Here is a 19454-nt window from a genome sequence, read left to right on the forward strand (position 1 = left end):
CGCGGCCTGCGGCCGTCCGCCGCCGTCGACTTCGCCGCCGCGCCGGGCAAGGGCGTCACCGCCACCGTGGACGGACGGGCGGTTCGCGTGGGCGCCCCCGCCCGCCTGATCGCCGACGACCGCGCCCGCCCCGACCTGGCATCCATTGAGGAGCTCGGCGGCACCTCCGTGGCCGTCCTGGTCGACGGGGAACCGGCGGCGATCCTGGCGATCACCGACCGGGTACGCGACAACGCCGAGGCCACAGTGGAGTCGTTGACCGCCGTCGTCGGCGCGCCGCCGATCATGATGACCGGCGACAACCCCACCGCCGCGAACCGGCTGGCCGAGCGGGTCGGCATCGGCGAGGTCCACGCCGGGCTCCTGCCGCCCGACAAGGTCGCCGCCGTCAGCGACCTACAGGCCCACGGCCACCACGTCACCGTGGTCGGCGACGGCATCAACGACGCCCCCGCCCTGGCCGCCGCCGACGCCGGCATCGCCATGGGCGGCACCGGAAGTGACCTCGCCCTGGCCACCGCCGACGCCGTCGTGGTCCGCGACGACCTCGCCACCATCCCCGCGGCCATCCGACTGTCCCGCCGCGCCCGCAAGGTCGTCATCGCCAACCTCGCCATCGCCGCCGTCATCATCACCGGCCTCGTCGCCTGGGATCTGATCGGCACCCTCCCGCTGCCGCTGGGCGTGGCCGGACACGAAGGCTCGACCGTCCTGGTCGGACTCAACGGGCTGCGGCTGCTGCGCGCCTCGGCGTGGCGGCCCGACGCTTAAGTGCCGCGGGGGTTCCCCGCAGGGCGCGAGGAACCCCCGCGTGTGTCATTTCGCCGGAGCTCCTCGAAGCGCCGGTTGACCGGGCAGCGGCGGCATGGTCAGCGGCAGTGCCGCCAGCCGCATCAGTTCGAGCGTGCTGTCGTCGCCCGCGGTCTTGTTGAGCCGGAGTCGGCCGCAGTCCAGACACCGGTGGATGAGTACCCATCGGCCCTCGCCTCGGACGGTGACCGCAATCGGTTCCATCCCGGCGGTGCATTTGGTGGCCCGGTCCCCCGGGGCGTTCTTGTCGAGGTGGCGGGACCACAGGCAGTTCGGGCAGTGGTTGCGGTGGGCGGTGCCCGGCGCGTCCAGGGAGACGGCTATGCCGCAGTGTCCACACCGGAACGATCGTGCGTATACCAAGTCGTTTGACCTTTCGGAGCAGTGAAACGAGAGCGAATAAGCACAGCTGCCTCCTTTCGGTCACGGCGCGCTCGGCGGCACACCTGGTACGGCGAGCAGACCATGCCGGTCCGCCCGCCGTCAACACCATTTCTCAGGGACGACTTTTCGACGGCGGCGGTTGTCCGCCGCTCGCGGTGTGCGCCTCGCCGGTTCGCTGGGCCTGGGTGACGATCCGCTGCAGGGCCTCGACGTGGGATCGCAGCGCGTCGCGTCCGGCCGGGGTGAGGTTGAGCCAGGTTCGGGGTCGCTTGCCCACGTAGCCCTTCTCGACCTCGACGTACCCCTGCCCGCTCAGGTTGGTGACCTGTTTGGACAGTGCGGAGTCGGACAGCGACACCGCGTCGCGCACCCAGCCGAACTCCGCCCAGTCGGTGGCCGCCAGCAGCGACACTATGGACAGGCGGGTCGGGTCCAACAGCAACGGGTCCACGTCAGAATTGTCCATCGAGAGCGCCGCGTTTGCCGCGGTTGCCGCCGTAGGCCAGCGCGTTCATGCCGTTTTGCAGCGCGCGGCCGAGGAAGATCAGTACGAGCCCCAGCACGGCGCCGACGATGGTGTGCCAGTAGGGCACGCCGATCAGCACCCGCACGCCCAGCAGCGGCGGCAGCGTCGCGATGAGGATCGCCGCGACCAGCACCGCGATCGAACAGGCGGTGAAGCGCCGCGAGATGCCGTCGCGGCGGACGCGGGTGGGCTGCCCCAGGATGGCGGCGCCCCGTCGGGTGCGAAGCAGCAGGCTGTAGACCACGACGAGCACGTCGACGATCAGGACCGGGTATCGCGCGGCCTCCTCGCTGAGGAAGTCGTGGGACGCGAGCATCGCGAAGATCGCCAGGCCGAAGACGACGTCGATCCACCGCGGTCGGCGCGTGGAGTCGATGGCCTGCTTCTTGCGCTCGTCGACGTCGTGCAACGCGCGGGCGGCCTCGCTCGGGGTGGGGTGGTCTTCCATCGCCGTCTCCTCCATATTTTCCTCTTGGCGAAATACTTGCCTAGTAGGAAAGTACCAGACACTTTCCCGATAGGCAAGTACTTGGCCGATGGGACAGAGACTACAAGACCATCCAGCCCAGCACCGGCGTGGACTGCAGCCCGACCAGGACGCACATGAAGATCACCATCACGACGCTCCAGCCGATCACCTTGCGGAAGATGTCGCCCTCGCGGCCCGCCATGCCGACCGCGGCGGCGGCGATCGCGAGGTTTTGTGGGCTGATCATCTTGCCAAGCACGCCGCCGGAGGAGTTGGCGGCGGCCATCAGCGTGGTGTTGAGTCCGGCGCCGGTCGCGGCCTTGACCTGCAGGGCGCCGAACAGGGTGTTGGAGGAGGTGTCGGATCCGGTGACCGCGACGCCGATCCAGCCCAGGATCGGCGACAGGATGGCGAAGGCGGCTCCCGTGGCGGCCAGCAGCGCGCCGAGCGAGCCGGTCTGGCCCGACAGGTTCATCACGTACGCCAGGCCGAGCACCGCCATGACGGTGGCGATCGCCGATCTGAGCTCCACATAGGTCCGTCCGTAGGCCCTGACCGCCGCGGCCGGGGAGACCTTGAGGATGAGCGCGGTGATGACCCCGGCGACGATCAACAGGGTTCCGGCGGCCGGCAGCCACCCGAAGCCGAAGGTCATGAAGCCCGAGGGGGTGCCGTCGGGGTTGGCCACGTTCAGGCCGGGCCAGCCGAAGCTCAGCGTCCAGGGTTTCTCGGCGAGGGCGGCCTTGACCGCGGTGACGTTGGTGACCGCGAAGATCACGATGATCACCAGGTACGGCGCGTACGCCTTGACCACGTGCGAGCGGGAGTCGCGCGGCGCCTCGGTGGCGGTCTCGCCCTCGGGCGCGGCGGCCACGAGGGCCTCACTGGGCTGCCACACCCGCAGCAGCCCGACCACGAAGGCGGTGGCCACCAGGGACGCCACGATGTCGGCCAGCTGGACGGAGATGTAGTTGGCCGCGACGAACTGCGTGGCGCCGAACGCCACTCCACAGATCAACGCGACCGGCCAGGTCTGCTTGAGGCCGCGGCGGCCGTCGACGACCACGACCAGGATCAACGGCACCACGACCGCCAGGACGGGGGTCTGGCGACCGACCATCGCCCCGAGCGTGTCGGAGCCGATGCCGGAGGTCTTTTCCAGCCCGGCGATGGGCGCGGCCATCGCCCCGAACGCCACCGGCGCGGTGTTGGCGATCAGCGCCACCGCCGCCGACTTGATCGGCTTGAAGCCCACGGCCATCAACATCACCACGGTGATCGCCACCGGGGTACCGAATCCGGCCAGGGCCTCCAGGAGGGCGCCGAAACAAAACGCGATGATGACGGCCTGGACGCGCTGGTCGTCGCTGATGGAACCGAACGAGCGCTTCAGAACCTCGAAGTGGCCGGACGCCACCGTGAGGTTGTAGACCCAGATCGCGTTGACCACGATCCACATGATCGGGAAGAACCCGAACGCCGCGCCCTCGGTGCCCGCGAGCAGGGCCTGGCCGACGGGCATGCCGAACAACACGACCCCGACGACGAGCGCGACGGCCAGCGAGATGAGGCCGGCCTGCCACGCCTTCATGCGCAGGCCGCCGAGGAGCAGGAACAGGGCGATCAGCGGCAGTGCTCCGCACAGCGCGCTCAGGGCGAGGGAATCGCCGACAGGGGTGAGGTCTTGTTGAAACATTACGAACTCCCGGGGGCTGGGTGTCGAATGTGGTCAGACGGGACGGCACCGGTGCGCCTGGGGGGGTCGGGCTGCGCGGGGGTGCGTTCCTTCGTCCAGCATGTCAAGGAAGTAGGAGTGTGTCCAGGATCTCAACCGGGTGTGCAAGGGTGGTGGCGTGATGTCGTCGGACTTCGTGGATCGATTCGTGACCGTTCCCGATCTGCTGCGTGCCTTTGACCGCGTGATCGCGGTGGACGTCGGGTTGTTCCGGGCCGCGGACGGCAAGCACGGGCGCCCGACGCCGTGTCGGGAGTGGAATGTCAGGCAGTTGTTGTGCCACCTGGTTTTCATCAACGAGCGCTACGCCATCGTCGCCGAGCGGGAGGCCACGCCGCCGTTCGAGCAGCCGACGTATCCGGACGTGGGTGCGGCGTTCGCGACGTGGTCGGCGCGGGCGCGCGAGGCGTTTCGGCAGCCGGGGTTTCTGGGCGAGGTGATGCCGACGCCGATCGGCGAGCAGAGCGGTTCGGTGGTGGTGCAGCACGTCCTCAACGAGCTGGTGGCGCACAGCTGGGACCTGGCCCGGGGATTGGGTGAGCCGACCGATCTGGTGCCGGACCTGGCCGAGGCCGCCTTGCGGAGCTGGAAGGTGGCGTTCGCGGAGTTCGGGGAGCCGCCGCGCACGCCATCGGTCATCGACACCGTGAAGCCCGTGCCCGCCAACGCCTCCGCGGCCGACCGACTGGCGGCGTGGCTGGGGCGCGAGGTCTAGGCGGCCGTCGGACCGAGCCGCTCCCAGTGCCCCTCCGAGACGACGTCGACCTCCCCGTCGACCACCCTGATGGCGGTGTCGTCGTCGATCGCGTAACACGGCGACGGCATCCCCTCCGCCCACTTTCGCGCGTCGGCCATGGTGTTCTCGGGCAGGTCGGGGTGGTCCAGGTGGGGGAAGATCGAGAAGTCAACCATGCCAAGGGTTTCGTCGCCCCCGGCCGGCGGGCGCCACACGACGAAGTCGTCGCCGATGCTGGGCGCCATCACCATGCTGCCCGCGCTCATTCCCACGTAGACAGTGTCGGTCAGCGACGGGAGCAGGTCCTTGAGCCCGGACAGGCGCATCCAGTGGTTCAGGTACAGGGCGTCGCCGCCGTACACCAGCAGGACGTCGGCGGAACGCACCGCCGAGACCCACGAATCCTCGCCCATGCTGGGCAGCGCGGTGAGCTCCAGCACCCCCACGGACTTCCAGCCCAGCTCCGTCATCGGGCAGTTGGGTTCGCGGCCGGCGATGGCGCGCCAGGTACGGACGGCGGAGTTGGGGTGGCCGTACATCGCGGTGGGGATGAACAGGGCGTCGCACTCGGCGATCGGCTTGCCCAGCAGGCCGACCAGCGCGTCGCGGATGGCGGCGTTCCTGACGCCCGCCGAGGTGAGAAGCAGCTTCATAACGCCCCATTAGACAGTGCGCCACCGACATAGTCAGGCGCGCGAGCGATATACGGCCAGCGCGACCTGCACCCGGTTCTGGCTTTTCGTCTTGGTGAGGATCCGCGACACGTGGGTCTTCACCGTCGCCTCGCTCATGAACATCTCGGAGGCGATGGTGGCGTTGGACTTCCCGGCCGCGACGGCCTCGGCGACCTCGCGCTCGCGCTCGGTCAGGGACGCCAGGGCGTCGCGGGCGGCCCGGGTGGCGGGGTCGGCGGCGGGGTTGGCGACGCGCTGGACGAGGCGCTGGGTGACCGTGGCGGAGAAGACGGACTCGCCGGCGGCCGCCAGCTGGACGGCTCGGGCGATCTCGGTGGGGGGAATGTCCTTGAGGAGGTACCCGGCGGCGCCGGCGGCCAGGGCGTCGACGATGTAGGTGTCGAGGTGGAAGGTGGTCAGGACCAGGACCGCCGGGGGGTCGGGGAGGCGGCGGAGTTCGCGGGTGGCGGCCACGCCGTCCATGACGGGCATCTGGAGGTCCATCAGGACGACGTCGGGCCGCAGCTCGCGGGTCTGGTCGATGGCCTGGCGGCCGTTTCCGGCCTCGCCGGTGACGACGATGCCGGGGTCGGCGCGCAGCACCATGCGCAGTCCATTGCGGACCATGGGGTCGTCGTCGACGAGCAGGACCGACGTGGAGGTCACGTCCATGGGAGTTCTCCGATGAGTTCGAAGCGCCCGGCCGACGGGCCGTAGCGCAGGGTTCCGCCCGCGAGGTCGGCGCGTTCCTTCAAGCCGATCAGGCCCGCGCCGGCGCCCGGGACGCCGAGCGTGTCGTCGACGATGTCGTTGGCGACGCGCACCCGCAGGGTTCCGTCGGCGACGGCCAGACTCACCACGGCGGTGGTGTCGGGGGCGTGCTTGCGGACATTGGCGAGTCCCTCCTGGACGATGCGGTAGGCGTCGCGGCCCACGCCGGACGGCGCGGCCTCGACGATATCCGGGTCCATGGACAGTTCGACGCGTTGACCGGCCTGCTCGGCGTCGGTGACCAGGTCGCCGATGCGGTCGATGCCGGGCTGCTCGAGCGAGGTGGGCTCGTCGGCGCGCAGGGCGCCGATCGCGAGGCGGAGCTCCTCCAGCGCCTGGCGGGCCGAGCCGTAGATCAGCTCGGCGGTGTCGCGGACGTCGCCGCGGGTGGGGTCGGGGTCGACCATCATGCCGCCCGCGTGCAGCGCCACCAGGGAGATCCGGTGGGTGATGACGTCGTGCATCTCGCGGGCGATGCGGGTGCGTTCGGCTTGGCGCACTTGGGTTTCGCGCAACTGTTGTTCGCGTTCGGCGCGCTCGGCGCGCTCGCGATAGGACAGCAGCAGCGACTCCTGGGCCTGGCGCATGCTGCCCCAGGCGATGACGGCGGCGGCGATGGCGACGTTGACCGTGACGGTCAGGGAGAAGGTGCTGTTGCCGGGGTACAGCAGCCAGAAGCCGCAGCCGGTGGCGAGGTTGACCAGGCCGACGGCCAGCGCCACGGGGAAGCGGCGGTGACGGGCGACCCCGTACAGCGCCACCATGTTGGCCGCTCCCGCGGTGGCGACGATCCCGGCGACCAGGGCCAGGGCGATCGCGATGGGGGTGCGGGCGCGGTCGCGAAACGCCAGCACGGCGCAGGCGGCGGCGCCGCAGCCGACGTCGACCCAGCGCAGCGTGCCGGCGGGCCCCTTCAACAGCACCCCTTGCAACAGGGCGAGGCCGCCGGCGAACGCCAGCAGCGGGACCAGGATCGTGCGGATCAGGGCCGCGGGGTTCCAGCGGTTGGAGGGTTCCGCGGCGGTTTCGGCATTCGGCTGGGTCACGGGATCGAGCGTATGCGCGGGTGGGCGGGCCAGGCGTCACTCTTTCGCATCGCGGCTCGTACAACTTTCGTTGACAGGTACACCAGATTTGGCGATGCGGCGGGGCATGCCGGGCGGCGAATCTGGAGCCATGAACGAGACATACACACCCCGACAGGGGCAGCCCACCAGGTTCCTTCCCCGACTGAGCGCGGGTATCCGCGAGGTCTTCACGCCGACGCTCGGCGAAGGCGCGCCCCTGCGCAACACCATTCTCAAGCTCCGCCAGGCCGTCGCCCTGCTGGGCGTGTTCGCCACGGTCGTCCAGATCGTCGTGTGGCTGATGATCGGCGTCATCGGCGGCGACCTCGACGTTCCGTGGTGGCTGTGGTCGGCGCTGTTCACCGCGCTGGCCGTCGGCGGTTTCACGGTGGCGCACCGCATCGCGCCCGATTCGTCCGACGTGGACGAGAACTGACCCACCCAACCCCTAAAAGAGGAGTACCCCCGTGTCCAGTATCAGCAAATCCGACCGCATTGTCACCGGCCTCAGCGGCCTGTTGGGCGGGCTGTTGTCCGTCGCCATGGTGGGCCTGTACTTCGTGTACGACGGCCCGCCGCCGACCGAGAACGTCTTGGCCCGCAACCTGATCACGGTGACGACGTTCATCGGGTTCCTGATGTTCGGCGCCGGTTTGGCGCGGCTGCTGCGCCAGGTCCACAACGGAGACTCGGGCCTGTCGGGTTCGATCGCCGTCACGTCCCTGCTGACCTATGTGGCCGTCACCCTGGTGTCGGCGTCGCTGGAGACCGGCACGTCCCTGTGGAAGCCGGACGGGTCCATGGACCCCACCGTCGACGGACCGCTGGCCTCCAGCATGGTGCTGTTGCACGGACCGATCGCCCGCGGCCTGGTCGCGGCGTTCCTGATCGCCCTGACCGTCAGCGCCGCCCGCACCGGCCTGCTGTCGCGGTGGGTGATGACCGGCGGCGTCGTGGTGGCGCTGGCGAACCTGGCGCTGGTGCCGTCGCTGTTCTTCGGCATGAACGCCGCCAACTTCTACGCCGCGAACGGCTGGGGCGCGGTGGCCAGCATCGGCGCGATCAACGTCATCTGGTTCGCCATCATCGGCGGCTCGATCCTGGCCCGGCGCGGCAGGACCGCCACCGCCCAGGTCGCCGCCTGAGCGGCTCATCCATCACACCCGCCGGGGTCCGCGAGGGCCCCGGCGGGTGTTTCGCCGTCCGCGGCGAAGTACCCTCCTGACGGTCGGTCAATCACCAGAGGGGATCACCCACGCCATGTGCCAACCCGTTCCATGCGAAACCTGCGGCAAGACCACCTGGAAGGGCTGCGGCGAACACGTCGACGACGTCAAGGCCGCCGTGCCCGCCGATCAGTGGTGCGACGGGCACCAGACGGCGGGCACTCGCTGAGGCGAGCCACCGTCTACTGTCTACTCACCATCTCGGCGATCCAGGTCGGCGCGTACGGCGACGTGCACCCGGGCGGCGTCGGGTAGTCCTTGAGGACGCCCAGCCGCTCGCCGATGCCGACGGCGCGGGCGCGGTGCTCGGCGTGGTCGATGCCGATCTGGGCCAGGCAGTGGTTCATGGCCCATTGCAAGCGATCGGGGGCGTCGGCCAGCTCCGCCTCGATGGTGTCGAGCAGCGCCGCCAGGTCGAGGCCCTCGGGTTTCTTCGCCACCCGCTCGGTCGTCAACGCCCAGCCCGCGCTGGCCACCACGGGGTCGGCGTCGGCGAGCCACGCCAGGCGGAGCTCCCCGGCGTGCGGGCTCTTCTTGACGACGTAGTTGACGAGCCAGTCGTGCGCCTTGGGGGCGCGGGCCTGGCGCAGCATGCGGTCCAGGTCGTGGCGGCCGTACTGTTTCGGGCGGCTGATGAGGACGGCCAGCAGCCGCGCCGCGGTGTCGTCGGTGTCCCACAGTTGGCGGGCCAGCTCGGGCCGGGTCTTCAGCCGCTTCGCGATCGCGCGCAGCTTGGCGAGGTTGACGCCGTGGTCGTCGCCGCGCTTCTCGTTGGCGGCGCGCACCTTGGCGTCGGCGAGCGCGGCCAGCTCGGCCGTCACCTCGGCCAGCGTGGTGTCGGACATGTCGGACCCCCGTCGGAGACGATGCGGTGTGGCCGCGGGTGCCCCGCGACCACACCATGATCGCTCACGTATACGACGTGAACCCGTCCTTGACCTCCTGGACGCTGGGTTTGCGTCCCCGAACTCCCGCGCCTTTGCGGCAGACGAGCCCCCGCGTGTCATCGCGGTGTTATCGCCGCTTCCTAACGTCGGCGGTCAATCGACACACCACGAGAAGGCCGGGACAATGAAGCGATTCACGATCGCCGCGGCGGGCGCGGCACTGGTGCTCGTCGCGGGAGTCTGGTTGCCGCAGGCGATCGGGCACGCCGACGAGCAGACCCCGCGTCGCACCGTCAACGTCGGCAGCTCCGACGAACTCGCCGGCGCGATGTCCGACGCGAAGCCGGGCGACCGCATCGTCGTGGCCGACGGCGACTACGAGATCGACGGCATGTCCGGCAAACACGGCACCGCCGACGAACCGATCACGGTCGTGGCCGAGCATCGCGGCAAGGCGGTGATCAACGAGGGCCAGCTCGAGGTCGAGAAGTCCTCGTACGTCACGTTCGAGGGTCTGAAGTGGACCAACGGCGACACGTTGAAGTTGACGAGCTCGGACCACGTCCGCCTGACCCGCAACGTTTTCCGGCTCACCGAGGAGGAGTCGCTGAAGTGGGTGCTCATCCAGGGCGCCGACAGCCACGACAACCGCATCGATCACAACGATTTCGGCGACAAGCACCAGCTCGGCAACTTCATCACCGTCGACGGAACCGAAACCGAGCAGTCGCAACACGACCGCATCGACCACAACCACTTCCACGACATCGGCCCCCGCGCGGAGAACGAGATGGAGGCGGTTCGGGTCGGGCAGAGCGCGATCTCCAAGTCCAGCGGATTCACCCTCGTCGAGGACAACCTGTTCGAGAACTGCGACGGCGATCCCGAGATCGTGTCGGTGAAGAGCAACGACAATGTCGTGCGCTACAACACCTTCCGCACCTCGCAGGGCGTGCTGAGCCAGCGGCACGGCAATCGCGGCGAGTTCTACGGAAACTTCTTCCTGGGCGACGGCAAGGAGGGGACCGGCGGGATTCGGGTCTACGGCCAGGATCACAAGATCTTCGACAACTACTTCCAGGGCCTGACGGGCTCGGGCTACGACGCGGCCCTGCAACTGGACGGCGGCGACGTGGACACCTCGGGCTCGCTGGATTCGCACTTCCGCGTCTATCGGGCCACGGTCGTCAACAACACCTTTGTGGACAACGTGTCGAACATCGAGATCGGCGCCAACTACAAGTACGCCCCCGTCGACTCCGTCATCGCCGACAACGTCGTGACGGGCGGCAAGGGCAAGCTGTTCAACGAGCTGAAGCAGCCCGAGAACCTCACGTACGCGGGCAACATCGCCTGGCCGACGGGTTCGGCCACCGTGGGCGTCGACGCCCCCGACGGCGCGATCACCGTCGCCGATCCCCTGCTGAAGAACGACGACGCGCTGTATCGCATCGTCGAGGGCAGTCCCGCGATCGATGCGGGCAGCGGGAAGTACGACTTCGTCACCGACGACATGGACGGCCAGGCCCGCGCGGGCAAGCCCGACGTCGGCGCCGACGAACTCTCCACGGCCGACATCACCCGTCGACCGTTGACCGCGAAGGACGTCGGACCCGACGCTCCTGAGTAGACAGAACGACGCCCCGTGAGCGGATCGATCACCCGCGGGGCGTCGTGTTCGCCGTGGACGCGACGCATCCGCGAGCGCGGACCGCCGACGGTGCGGCCACCCGATCGCCGCGGCGCAGTCGCGCGAGGTGATCGGCGAGGCGGCGTTCGGGGCGTCCGTTCAGGTCGGCCGCGGCGACGCGGAGGCGAAGCGGCTGGTTGCCGCACAGCCCGGCCAGCTCGGCGGCCGCCCGGGGTTCGGTCGCGACGCGTTCGGCGCCAACGGATTCGGCCAACAGCGCGACGGCCTCGGGTTCGGTGAGGGCGCCGAGCGGGAGGCGTCGGGCGCCGTGACTGATCACCAGGTCCGTCAGCGGGTCCCGGCTGGTCACGACGACCGTGCGGTCGCGTCCGCCGGGCAACAGAGGGCGCACCTGGGCGGCGGAGGCGGCGTTGTCGAGCAGGACCAGCGCGCGGCGGTCGGCGACCAGCGACCGGTACAGGGCCGCCGCCTCGGCCAGGTCGCGCGGCACTCGGTCGGCGGGAAGCCCCATGCCGCGCAGGAGGTACGCCAGGGCGTCGATCGGGCGCATCGGCGTGTCGGGCCGGTCGCCGCGCAGGTCGAGGTAGAGCTGGCCGTCGGGCCAGGCGGCGCGATGTCGGTCCGCCCAGTGCACGGCCAGGGCGGTCTTGCCGATGCCCGCGGGCCCGACCACCAATGTGGCCGGTGCCGCGCCGGGGCGGTCCAGCAGCCGATCGAGTTGCCGCAGGGCGTCGCGGCGGCCGACGAAACCCGCCGTGCCGCAGGGAAGCTGCGCGGGAACGACGCGCGGGTCGGGCGCGGCACCGGGGACGGCGAGGGTGGGATCGGCGATCAGGATGCGGTGGTGGAGTTCGCGCAGCTCGCCGCCCGGTTCGACGCCGAGCTCGGCGGTGAGCAGGCGCCGCGCCGTCGTGAACGCCCCCAGGGCCTCGGACTGGCGTCCCGAGCGGTACAGGGCGAGCAGCAGCTGGCACCACAGGCGTTCCCGAAACGGATGCGCGGCAACGAGTTCGCGCAGTTCGCCGATCACCTCGGCGTGGGCGCCGCACTCCAGGTCGGCGCCGATGCGCTGCCCGATGGCGGTCAGCCGCTCCTCCTGGAGCAGCATCGCGGTCTCCGCCTGGAGCACGGGAGCGTCGATGCCCGCGAGGGCGTCGCCGCGCCACAGGGCCAGCGCCTGGTGCAGGACGGCGCGTTCGCGGTGGCGGTCGCCGTCGGCCCGCGCCCTCAGGGCGCGCTCGCGCAGGCGGCGGAACCGGTGCAGGTCAACGGTTGCGGGGTCAACGGCGATGCGGTAGCCCGGGCCGTCGGAGCGGATCAGGGCGTGGTCGCCGTCGCGCAGCGAGCGCCGCAGCCGCATCACGTACACGTTCAATGTGGAGCGATCGGCGCCCGCGCCCCACACCTGCTCCACAAGGGTCGGCGCGGGCACGACCTGATTGGGGCGCAACAGCAGCGCCGCCAGCAGGGCCTGCTGGCGGCCCGCGGGTATCGCGCGCTCGGCGCCGTCGCGCACCACCTCCAGCGGGCCGAGCAGGCGAAACGCCGTGCCGGGGTCCCCCGACACGGACGTCTCGCTCCACGTCACGCGGTTCACGGAGCCGCGTACTCCCGATACCAGTCCACTTCGTACTGTGCGGGGGTCATGCCGTCCCCGTAGAAGTTGTCGAGCTGGATGGTCTGGTACCCGATCGGCATGCACTGGACGCACTTTCGGACGTCGTTCTCGCCGCCGGAGAACTTGAACCATTCCTTGCCGTCGATGAAGCCCGCGACGTGGTCGGGCGTCCACTCGAAGCCGATGGTGTGCCACTCCGACAGCGGCGATCCGCAGTCGGTGTCCTGGGCGTGTTCCTGCTGGATGTCGGCGTCGGGGTCTTGCGGGTAGTGGAGGTAACCCTCCGCGCAGTCCTCGCCGGGGGCCCCGTTCTCCAGGTAGTCGTACTCGCCGTCCTGCGGCCAGTCGTTGTCGGTGTCCGGCCAGATCAGCAGCAGCGGGTGGTATTGACGGTCGCCGGGGTCGCCGGTGTTCATCGACCGCACCCGCGCCTCGTAGCGCCCGTATTGCCTGCTGTCCGTCGACCCCAGCCAGCCCGAGTCGCCGTTGGCCTCGCCCGTCATGCGCAGGACGCCGCCGTAGACGCGGGTGTTCTTGTCGCAGCGCTGACCGTTGCCGGCGTGGCCTTCCCAGCACTGGCCCTCGCCGCCGCCCGCCAGTTCCCACTTGGACGTGTCGGGCACGGCGGGGTCGTCTGCCGACCCGTAGTCGAACTCGTCCGAGGGCCCGGGGAGCGGGTCGCCCCAGTCGTACCGCTCGGCCGCGGTGGTCGGCGCCGACCCCGTCGCGTGGGAGGCGGCGGCCCAGCTCGGTACGGTGGCCGTGATGGCGATCGCGCCGACCACGACCGTGGCGGCGGCCATCGCCGCGGCCCTTGCGGTCTTCGATCTCATGAACGCTCCTTGTGCCTTCCGGGCGGGAGAACGGTTCGGCGATCGTCGCGGCGACCTTTTGGGACCAGTCCCGAGCGCGCGAGGAGAGGCATGGACGACCAGGAGTCGGCGGCGGAGGCCAGCCCCGAGACGCGGGCGAGGATCCGCGCCAGCTTCGACAACCAGGGCCTGATGCGCCATCTCGGCGCGCGGATCACCCACATTGGACAGGGATGCGTGCGCATCGAGCTGCCGAGCCGCCCCGAGGTCACCCAGCAGCACGGCTACGTCCACGCGGGAGCCACCAGCGCCATCGCCGACACCGCCGGGGGCTACGCGGCCTTCACCCTGTTCCCGCCCGACACCGCGGTGCTCACTGTCGAATACAAGATCAACCTGCTGGCGCCCGCCGAGGGCGAGCGGATCGAGGCGGTCGGCACGGTCGTGAAGTCGGGCCGCACCCTCACGGTGTGCCGCCTGGAGGCCTTCGGCGTCCGCGGCGAGCGCCGCACCCTCATCGCCACGGGCCAGCAGACCCTGATGCGCGTGGACGACCGACCCGAGCGGTGACCGCCACGGGCGTGGGTCGGGGAGATCCGACGCCGCAGATCCAATTCGCGAATTCGAATTGCATTCTCACTCACCGCAACGGTTCGGTTTGTTGGGTGAAATTCGTCATATTTACCTGCTTGAACCTATTGATTTGAATAGGTAATTCCGCCTATCCTTCTTTCTTCGCCGCGCACCCCCACCCCCACGCGGCAAAGAGGAGCCAGGAATGGTCAAGCCCCCCGCATTCCGCCGTGGCTGGATAGCCGCCGCCCTGGTCGCCGTCGCGGCGATGGCGATAACGCCCGTCGCATTCGCCGATCACGCCAAAGATCAAGGCGGCCAATCGAAATCGTGCGATATCAGCGACAAATTGGTCAATTCGTGCCGCCCCTGGCTGGGCGCGCGGGCCAATGGATATCCGGGAATCGGCGACGACGAGATCAAGCAACTCGACGATCACGCCAAGCGCATCGACCATCACCTCGACATCGTCCACACCTACGCACCCGCGGGAAAGCTGCCGCTGTCGTCCGAACAGGACAAGGACCTGGCGCGGCGCGACGACACCTACCTGTTCCAGAACTGGAAGCCCGTGGATGACTGGTCGAAGGCGGGCGGCAAGGACGCCGAGGTCAACAAGCACATCGACGACGCCGCCGACAACATCAAGTCGGTCGCGCCGAAGAAGCTGTTCCTCACCATCCACCACGAGGCCGAAAACGACGTCAGTTCCGACGGCGATTGCGCCACCAACGGCGACGGCAAGGCGGGCACGGCGGCCGAATACCGCGACATGTGGAAGAACGTGCGGCAGCGGTTCGACGCCAAGGGTGTCGACAATGTCGTATGGGTAATGGATTACATGAATTACCCGAAGTGGGATTGCCTGGTGCCCAAGCTGTATCCCGGAGACGATCTGGTCGACTGGATCATGTTCAACGGATACGGCGACGGCAAGCACGCCGATTTCGACGACAATGTCGGCCGCTTCTACAGCCTGCTCACCAAACTCAGCAATGCCGATCGCGATCTGACGTCAAAGCCGTGGGGCATTGGCGAATGGAGCATCCACGACTCGACCCAGGCCCAGGCGCGGGCCTATTACGAGCAGGCCGCCAAGGCGGTCGCCGACAACACTTTCGACAATCTCAAGGCGTACGTCATCTTCGATTCGCCGGGGCCCGAAGCCGCCAGCGGACTGCGCATCCGCTACGACGACTCCGGGGACGCCGATTCCAAGGAGGAACAGGACTACAAGGCGTTCGCCAACAACCCGGTGTTCGACGAGGGCTAAGCTCGGCGGCGCCTTCCGTTGCCGTACTTGCGGTAGATGTAGTACTCGGCGATGCCCAGGGTGATCATCATGCTCAGCCAGATGCCGCCGCTGGCCATGTCGTGGAGGATCACGAGCTGGTCGTTTTGGTACTGCGGCGTGTTGGCCTGGCTCAGCACGATCATCAGCATGATGATGCCCATGGGCCTGGTGACCAGCGCCGTCAGCGTGGCGGCGTAGTTGCGGATCATCCACTTGCGATGGTCGGCGAACCGCCTGGCGCGCGCGGCGCGCAGGCCCGCGATCCCCGTGAACGTCCAGAATCCCAGCAGGGTGTACTGCCCGATCACATTGGACACCCCCGACGGCGAGGTCCAGATGATCGCCGCCACCGCCACGATCGCGGGGAAGATGCCACCCCAGAAGTAGACGCGGCCGGTCCAGCGGTGGACCTTCGGGTAGCGGTTGCGCAGGGTGGGCCAGAACTGGAGGAGGCCCGTCAGGGTCGCGACGGCGGCGAAGCCGACGTGGGCCACGAGGAACACGTAGTGCCACATGCCGTCGCTGACGTCGACGCGGCTGGTTTCGGGGTCGGGCGGCGCGTACGCCGAGACCATGTAGACCACGGTCGCGACGATCACGACCGCGCTGGGGATCAACCACCAGGCCCGCCGTCGGCGTCGCCGGGGTTGGGGGCGAACGGGCGTGGCCACCGCGGGGGCTTGCCAGGTCTGTGTCATGGGTGTGGCTCCTCGGGATTGCTGCCGTAGTTTATATATGAGAGAAACTATGTTACATATATTAATCGCGTGCGCCAAGGTCGCCGCCGTCCGGATGGGTCATCATGGTCGTGACCACCCGAAAGCCCGCCAACCGGAAGGGCCGGCGATGACCAGCGGACCGCGAATGCCCGCCGCACTGCGCCGACTGTGGCGGCTGCCCGACGAGCCCGCCCGCGTCGGCCGCCCCGCCGTGCTCGACGTGGAGCGGGTCGTCGCCGCGGCCATCGCGCTGGCCGACGCCGACGGCCTCTCGGGGGTGACACTGCCGAAGGTCGCCACGGCGCTGGGCGTCACGAGCATGTCCCTGTACCGCCACGTCGGTTCCAAGGACGAGCTGCTGACCCTGATGAGCGACGCCGCGCTGGGAGAACCCCCGCGGGTCGGGACCGACGCGCGGCGGTGGAAGGACAACCTGCGCGCCATGTCCGAGGCGCAGCGCGAGGTCCTGTCGCGGCACCCCTGGCAGGCGTGGATTCCCGTGACGGGGCCGCCGTCGGGGCCCCACCACATCGCGTGGATGGACGCCATACTGGCCACCCTGAGCGGCACCCGGCTGAGCTGGGGAGACAAGGTCGAGGTGATGCAGGTGATCGGCGGTTACGTGCAGCAGTCGCTGCGGATGTCGCAGGAGATGGACGCGGCGCGCGGCGAGGACGTCGACGAGGAGGCCGTCCTGCGGGAGTACGGGATGGCGCTGTTCACACTGGTCGATCCGCAGCGCTTTCCCGAGGCGGCCAAGCTGTTTCGCTCCGACGCGTTCGCGGGCGACCCGAAGGGCCCCGACGAGCCCGACGCCTTCCACTTCGGACTCGAGGTGATCCTGGACGGCGTCGAGGCCGTGGTCCACCGAGCCGCCCGACGCCACTCCCCCGACTGACCGCGTCCGAAGGCACCCACCACCAGGAGCAGAGCCCATGCCCAGTTACCAGCCCGAACCCATCGCGCTCGACCCGATCGAGACCGCCTCCGTCGACGAACTGCGTGCGCTGCAGACCAAGCGGCTGCACGAGACCGTGCGCCACGCCTACGCCAACAGCCCGCACTACACGCGGGTCTTCGACGCGGCGGGGCTGAGGCCCGAGGACATCGCGGGCCTCGACGACCTGAAACGCCTGCCGTTCACCCGCAAGGACGACCTGCGGCGGCGCTACCCGTTCGGGATGTTCGCGGTGCCGCGCGAGAGGCTGGCGCGGATTCACGCCTCGTCGGGGACCACGGGGCGGCCCACGGTGGTGGGCTACACGGCGGCCGACCTGGACACCTGGGCGAACCTGATGGCGCGCAGCCTGCGGGCGGCGGGGGCGCGGCCGGGCCACCTGGTGCACAACGCCTACGGGTACGGGCTGTTCACGGGCGGGCTGGGCGCGCACGCGGGCGCCGAGCGGCTCGGCTGCACGGTGGTGCCGATCTCGGGCGGCATGACGGAGCGGCAGGTGCGCCTGATCGGCGACTTTCGGCCCGACGTCATCACGGTCACGCCGTCGTACATGCTGGCCATCGCCGAGGAGATGCAGCGCCAGGGCGTCAACCCGCGCGACACCTCGCTGAAGGTGGGCGTGTTCGGCGCCGAGCCGTGGACGGACGAGCTGCGGCACACTCTCGAACAGCGCCTTGACATCCACGCCGTCGACATCTATGGACTGTCCGAAGTGATGGGTCCCGGGGTGGCACAGGAATGCGTGGAGACCAAGGACGGCCTGCACATCTGGGAGGACCATTTCTATCCCGAGGTGATCGACCCCGAGTCGGGGCGGGTGCTTCCCGACGGACAGCTGGGCGAGCTGGTGTTCACCAGTCTCACCAAACAGGCGATGCCCGTGATCCGTTACCGCACAGGGGATCTGACCCGCCTGCTCCCGGGGACGGCGCGCACCGTGCGGCGCATGGAGAAGATCACGGGCCGCACCGACGATATGATCATCCTGCGCGGGGTGAACGTGTTCCCGACGCAGATCGAGGAGCTGCTGTTGCAGGAGGCGGCGCTGGCGCCGCATTTCCAATGCGTCCTCACCAAGGACGGCCATCTGGACGCGCTCACGGTGCGCGCCGAACCCGCCCCCGACGCGGGCGCCGAGGCGGCCGGGGCGGCGGCGCGTCACCTGGCCGAGCGGGTGAAGAACACCGTCGGCGTGACGATCGCCGTCGAGGTGGTCGAGATCGGCGGGGTGGAGCGCTCCAGCGGCAAGATGCGGCGGGTCGTCGACCAGCGTTGAGCCTCAACGTTTGTCCACTGAGGTCAGGGTCGCGTACACCACGGTGTTGTTCGTGTAGCTGCCTTCGGCCTCGTCGAAGTGACCGCCGCAGGTGACCAGGCGCAGGGTCGCCGAGGGGGTCGGGGCGAACACCGCGGCGTACGGGAACTCGCGTTTCGGGTACGTCGCGACCCTGTCGACGGCGAAGGTGGCGACGCGGCCGTCGCGGCGGGCCACGTCGATGTCGTTGCCCCTCTCCAGGGTGCCGAGGTAGTAGAACACGGCGGGGCCCGTGGTGTGGGAGTCGACGTGGCCGACGATGACGGCGGGCCCCGCCTCTCCAGGGGAGGGGCCGCGTTCGTACCAGCCCGCGTACTCGCTGTCCACATCGGGCACGCCGAGGTCGCCACGGATGCCGATGCCGACAGGCTTCACCTTCGCGCGCACTCCGATCGCGCCGATCGACACGCGGGTGGGCATCGAGCGCCCCAGCGTCGGTCCCGACGGTTTGCCGGGCATCGGCGGCGGCGGGGTCCATTCGGGGTCGGCGGTTTCGGCCAGCGGCGGCAGCGTCGGGTGGAACTGGCGCGTCAGCCCGCCCAGGCCCAGGCCGCAGCCGAAGACCACCAGGACGCACGCGCCGACGGCGGCGGCCACTCGCCCAGGCCGCCGCGCTGGCAATCTCGACGGGCCACGTCGACGGGTTGCCTTCCCGCCCCCACCTCCCCGGTGTGACGGGGCCTCGCGATCGGCCGCACCCGACGGGGGCGCGCTCAACGCGTCGCGGTGCGGGGGCGTCGCCTGCGCATCACGACCACGGCACCGACCATCCCGAGCGCCACCATGCCGCCGCCGACCACCATCGGCATCGCGGACGTTCGCGCAGTGGCGCCCCCGCCCGCGGGTGCCCCGCTGCCCGAGGTGACCGTCAGCGTGGCGTCAGCCGACTGGCTTCCGCAGTGGACGGTCACCGTGTAGTCGTCGGGTTTCATGGTGGACGGGACCGTGTACTGGCCCCACGCGGCGTCGTCCTTCTTCTCGACCGTCAGCGTGATCGTGATGCCGTTGACGCTCGCGCTTCCTGCGGTCGTGCAGTTGGGCACCCTGATCTCGACTTCGGTGCCAGGTCCCGCCGTGGGCGGCGACAGCGCGACGCCGATGCTCTCGGCGTGCGCCACCCCGACGGGCGCCAGCGCCAGTCCCGCGCCCAAGGCCAGCGCGATGGCCGTGCGTTTGATGCTCATAGATCCTCCCCTATGGATCTCCCGTGTCAGCCACCACGGAATGTA

General features: G+C 69.6%; 23 protein-coding genes. 10 read left to right on the top strand and 13 right to left on the bottom strand.

Annotation, left to right across the window (positions count from 1 at the left end; genetic code table 11):
* A partial coding sequence (locus VE172_RS06510; protein ID WP_324798829.1) for an HAD-IC family P-type ATPase occupies positions 1-771 on the top strand: 771 nt, incomplete at its 5' end.
* A 45-nt stretch (positions 772-816) separates the two neighbouring features.
* On the opposite strand, the gene VE172_RS06515 is transcribed toward VE172_RS06510, so the two are convergent.
* The 4 genes from VE172_RS06515 to VE172_RS06530 all read right to left on the bottom strand — a co-directional run bounded on the left by VE172_RS06515 (position 817) and on the right by VE172_RS06530 (position 3885).
* On the bottom strand, positions 817-1173 hold the full coding sequence (locus VE172_RS06515) for an RNHCP domain-containing protein (protein ID WP_324798832.1): 357 nt from the start codon (positions 1171-1173) through the stop codon (positions 817-819).
* A gap of 133 nt (positions 1174-1306) precedes the next feature.
* Complete coding sequence (locus VE172_RS06520) at positions 1307-1645, bottom strand: winged helix-turn-helix domain-containing protein (RefSeq protein ID WP_324798834.1); 339 nt, start codon at positions 1643-1645, stop codon at positions 1307-1309.
* 1 nt (position 1646) lies between these two features.
* Positions 1647-2168: a hypothetical protein gene (locus VE172_RS06525; RefSeq protein ID WP_324798836.1), complete on the bottom strand. Its 522-nt coding sequence runs from the start codon at positions 2166-2168 to the stop codon at positions 1647-1649.
* Positions 2169-2268: 100 nt separating this feature from the next.
* Positions 2269-3885, bottom strand: a complete 1617-nt coding sequence (locus tag VE172_RS06530; RefSeq protein ID WP_324798839.1) for an L-lactate permease — start codon at positions 3883-3885, stop codon at positions 2269-2271.
* A gap of 187 nt (positions 3886-4072) precedes the next feature.
* Between VE172_RS06530 and VE172_RS06535 the strand changes: the two genes are divergently transcribed.
* Positions 4073-4639: a TIGR03086 family metal-binding protein gene (locus tag VE172_RS06535; protein WP_324798841.1), complete on the top strand. Its 567-nt coding sequence runs from the start codon at positions 4073-4075 to the stop codon at positions 4637-4639.
* On the opposite strand, the gene VE172_RS06540 is transcribed toward VE172_RS06535, so the two are convergent.
* Genes VE172_RS06540 through VE172_RS06550 form a run of 3 tightly spaced genes read right to left on the bottom strand, consistent with a single transcriptional unit; the run spans position 4636 to position 7151 of the window.
* The gene (locus VE172_RS06540) at positions 4636-5313 is read right to left on the bottom strand and encodes a Type 1 glutamine amidotransferase-like domain-containing protein (RefSeq protein WP_324798843.1); all 678 of its coding nucleotides are present in this window, start codon (positions 5311-5313) and stop codon (positions 4636-4638) included. The two genes, VE172_RS06535 and VE172_RS06540, sit on opposite strands and share 4 nt — an antisense overlap.
* A 33-nt stretch (positions 5314-5346) precedes the next feature.
* Complete coding sequence (locus VE172_RS06545) at positions 5347-6006, bottom strand: response regulator transcription factor (protein WP_324798845.1); 660 nt, start codon at positions 6004-6006, stop codon at positions 5347-5349.
* Positions 5997-7151 carry a sensor histidine kinase gene (locus tag VE172_RS06550; protein ID WP_324798848.1) on the bottom strand — a complete coding sequence of 385 codons (1155 nt, stop codon included), beginning with the start codon at positions 7149-7151 and terminating at the stop codon, positions 5997-5999. Before VE172_RS06550 ends, VE172_RS06545 begins: the two co-directional genes overlap by 10 nt.
* 130 nt (positions 7152-7281) lie before the next feature.
* Between VE172_RS06550 and VE172_RS06555 the strand changes: the two genes are divergently transcribed.
* The 3 genes from VE172_RS06555 (at position 7282) to VE172_RS06565 (ending at position 8567) form a co-directional block, all read left to right on the top strand.
* A complete protein-coding gene (locus VE172_RS06555; protein ID WP_324798851.1) occupies positions 7282-7608 on the top strand; it encodes a hypothetical protein in 327 nt (108 codons plus the stop codon).
* Positions 7609-7639: 31 nt separating this feature from the next.
* Complete coding sequence (locus tag VE172_RS06560; RefSeq protein ID WP_324798854.1) at positions 7640-8317, top strand: hypothetical protein; 678 nt, start codon at positions 7640-7642, stop codon at positions 8315-8317.
* A gap of 115 nt (positions 8318-8432) precedes the next feature.
* Positions 8433-8567, top strand: a complete 135-nt coding sequence (locus tag VE172_RS06565) for a hypothetical protein (RefSeq protein ID WP_324798858.1) — start codon at positions 8433-8435, stop codon at positions 8565-8567.
* A gap of 13 nt (positions 8568-8580) precedes the next feature.
* On the opposite strand, the gene VE172_RS06570 is transcribed toward VE172_RS06565, so the two are convergent.
* The gene (locus VE172_RS06570) at positions 8581-9243 is read right to left on the bottom strand and encodes a DNA alkylation repair protein (protein WP_324798861.1); all 663 of its coding nucleotides are present in this window, start codon (positions 9241-9243) and stop codon (positions 8581-8583) included.
* A gap of 226 nt (positions 9244-9469) precedes the next feature.
* On the opposite strand from VE172_RS06570, the gene VE172_RS06575 reads away from it, so the two are divergent.
* A complete protein-coding gene (locus VE172_RS06575) occupies positions 9470-10915 on the top strand; it encodes a polysaccharide lyase 6 family protein (protein WP_324798864.1) in 1446 nt (481 codons plus the stop codon).
* 28 nt (positions 10916-10943) lie between these two features.
* Here the strand turns inward: VE172_RS06575 and VE172_RS06580 are convergent, their stop codons facing one another.
* Complete coding sequence (locus VE172_RS06580) at positions 10944-12533, bottom strand: AfsR/SARP family transcriptional regulator (protein WP_324798867.1); 1590 nt, start codon at positions 12531-12533, stop codon at positions 10944-10946.
* The gene (locus tag VE172_RS06585) at positions 12530-13387 is read right to left on the bottom strand and encodes a glycoside hydrolase family 16 protein (protein WP_324798870.1); all 858 of its coding nucleotides are present in this window, start codon (positions 13385-13387) and stop codon (positions 12530-12532) included. Before VE172_RS06585 ends, VE172_RS06580 begins: the two co-directional genes overlap by 4 nt.
* A 90-nt stretch (positions 13388-13477) precedes the next feature.
* On the opposite strand from VE172_RS06585, the gene VE172_RS06590 reads away from it, so the two are divergent.
* Entirely contained in the window at positions 13478-13936 is a 459-nt protein-coding gene (locus tag VE172_RS06590; protein ID WP_324798873.1) for a PaaI family thioesterase, read from the top strand.
* Between the two features lie 352 nt (positions 13937-14288).
* The gene (locus tag VE172_RS06595; RefSeq protein WP_324798876.1) at positions 14289-15212 is read left to right on the top strand and encodes a glycosyl hydrolase; all 924 of its coding nucleotides are present in this window, start codon (positions 14289-14291) and stop codon (positions 15210-15212) included.
* Here the strand turns inward: VE172_RS06595 and VE172_RS06600 are convergent.
* On the bottom strand, positions 15209-15931 hold the full coding sequence (locus tag VE172_RS06600; RefSeq protein WP_324798879.1) for a DUF2306 domain-containing protein: 723 nt from the start codon (positions 15929-15931) through the stop codon (positions 15209-15211). The genes VE172_RS06595 and VE172_RS06600 overlap by 4 nt on opposite strands.
* A 148-nt stretch (positions 15932-16079) precedes the next feature.
* Here VE172_RS06600 and VE172_RS06605 point away from each other — a divergent pair, with 148 nt between their 5' ends.
* Both VE172_RS06605 and paaK read left to right on the top strand, forming a co-directional pair.
* A complete protein-coding gene (locus tag VE172_RS06605; RefSeq protein WP_324798881.1) occupies positions 16080-16850 on the top strand; it encodes a TetR/AcrR family transcriptional regulator in 771 nt (256 codons plus the stop codon).
* A gap of 37 nt (positions 16851-16887) precedes the next feature.
* A complete protein-coding gene (gene paaK, locus VE172_RS06610; protein ID WP_324798884.1) occupies positions 16888-18186 on the top strand; it encodes a phenylacetate--CoA ligase PaaK in 1299 nt (432 codons plus the stop codon).
* A gap of 3 nt (positions 18187-18189) precedes the next feature.
* Here paaK and VE172_RS06615 read toward each other — a convergent pair whose 3' ends face one another.
* Entirely contained in the window at positions 18190-18822 is a 633-nt protein-coding gene (locus VE172_RS06615; RefSeq protein WP_324798887.1) for a class F sortase, read from the bottom strand.
* 116 nt (positions 18823-18938) lie between these two features.
* Complete coding sequence (locus tag VE172_RS06620) at positions 18939-19409, bottom strand: hypothetical protein (RefSeq protein WP_324798890.1); 471 nt, start codon at positions 19407-19409, stop codon at positions 18939-18941.
* Positions 19410-19454: the final 45 nt, after the last annotated feature.

Source organism: Stackebrandtia sp., assembly GCF_035643755.1.
Classification (GTDB): domain Bacteria; phylum Actinomycetota; class Actinomycetes; order Mycobacteriales; family Micromonosporaceae; genus Stackebrandtia.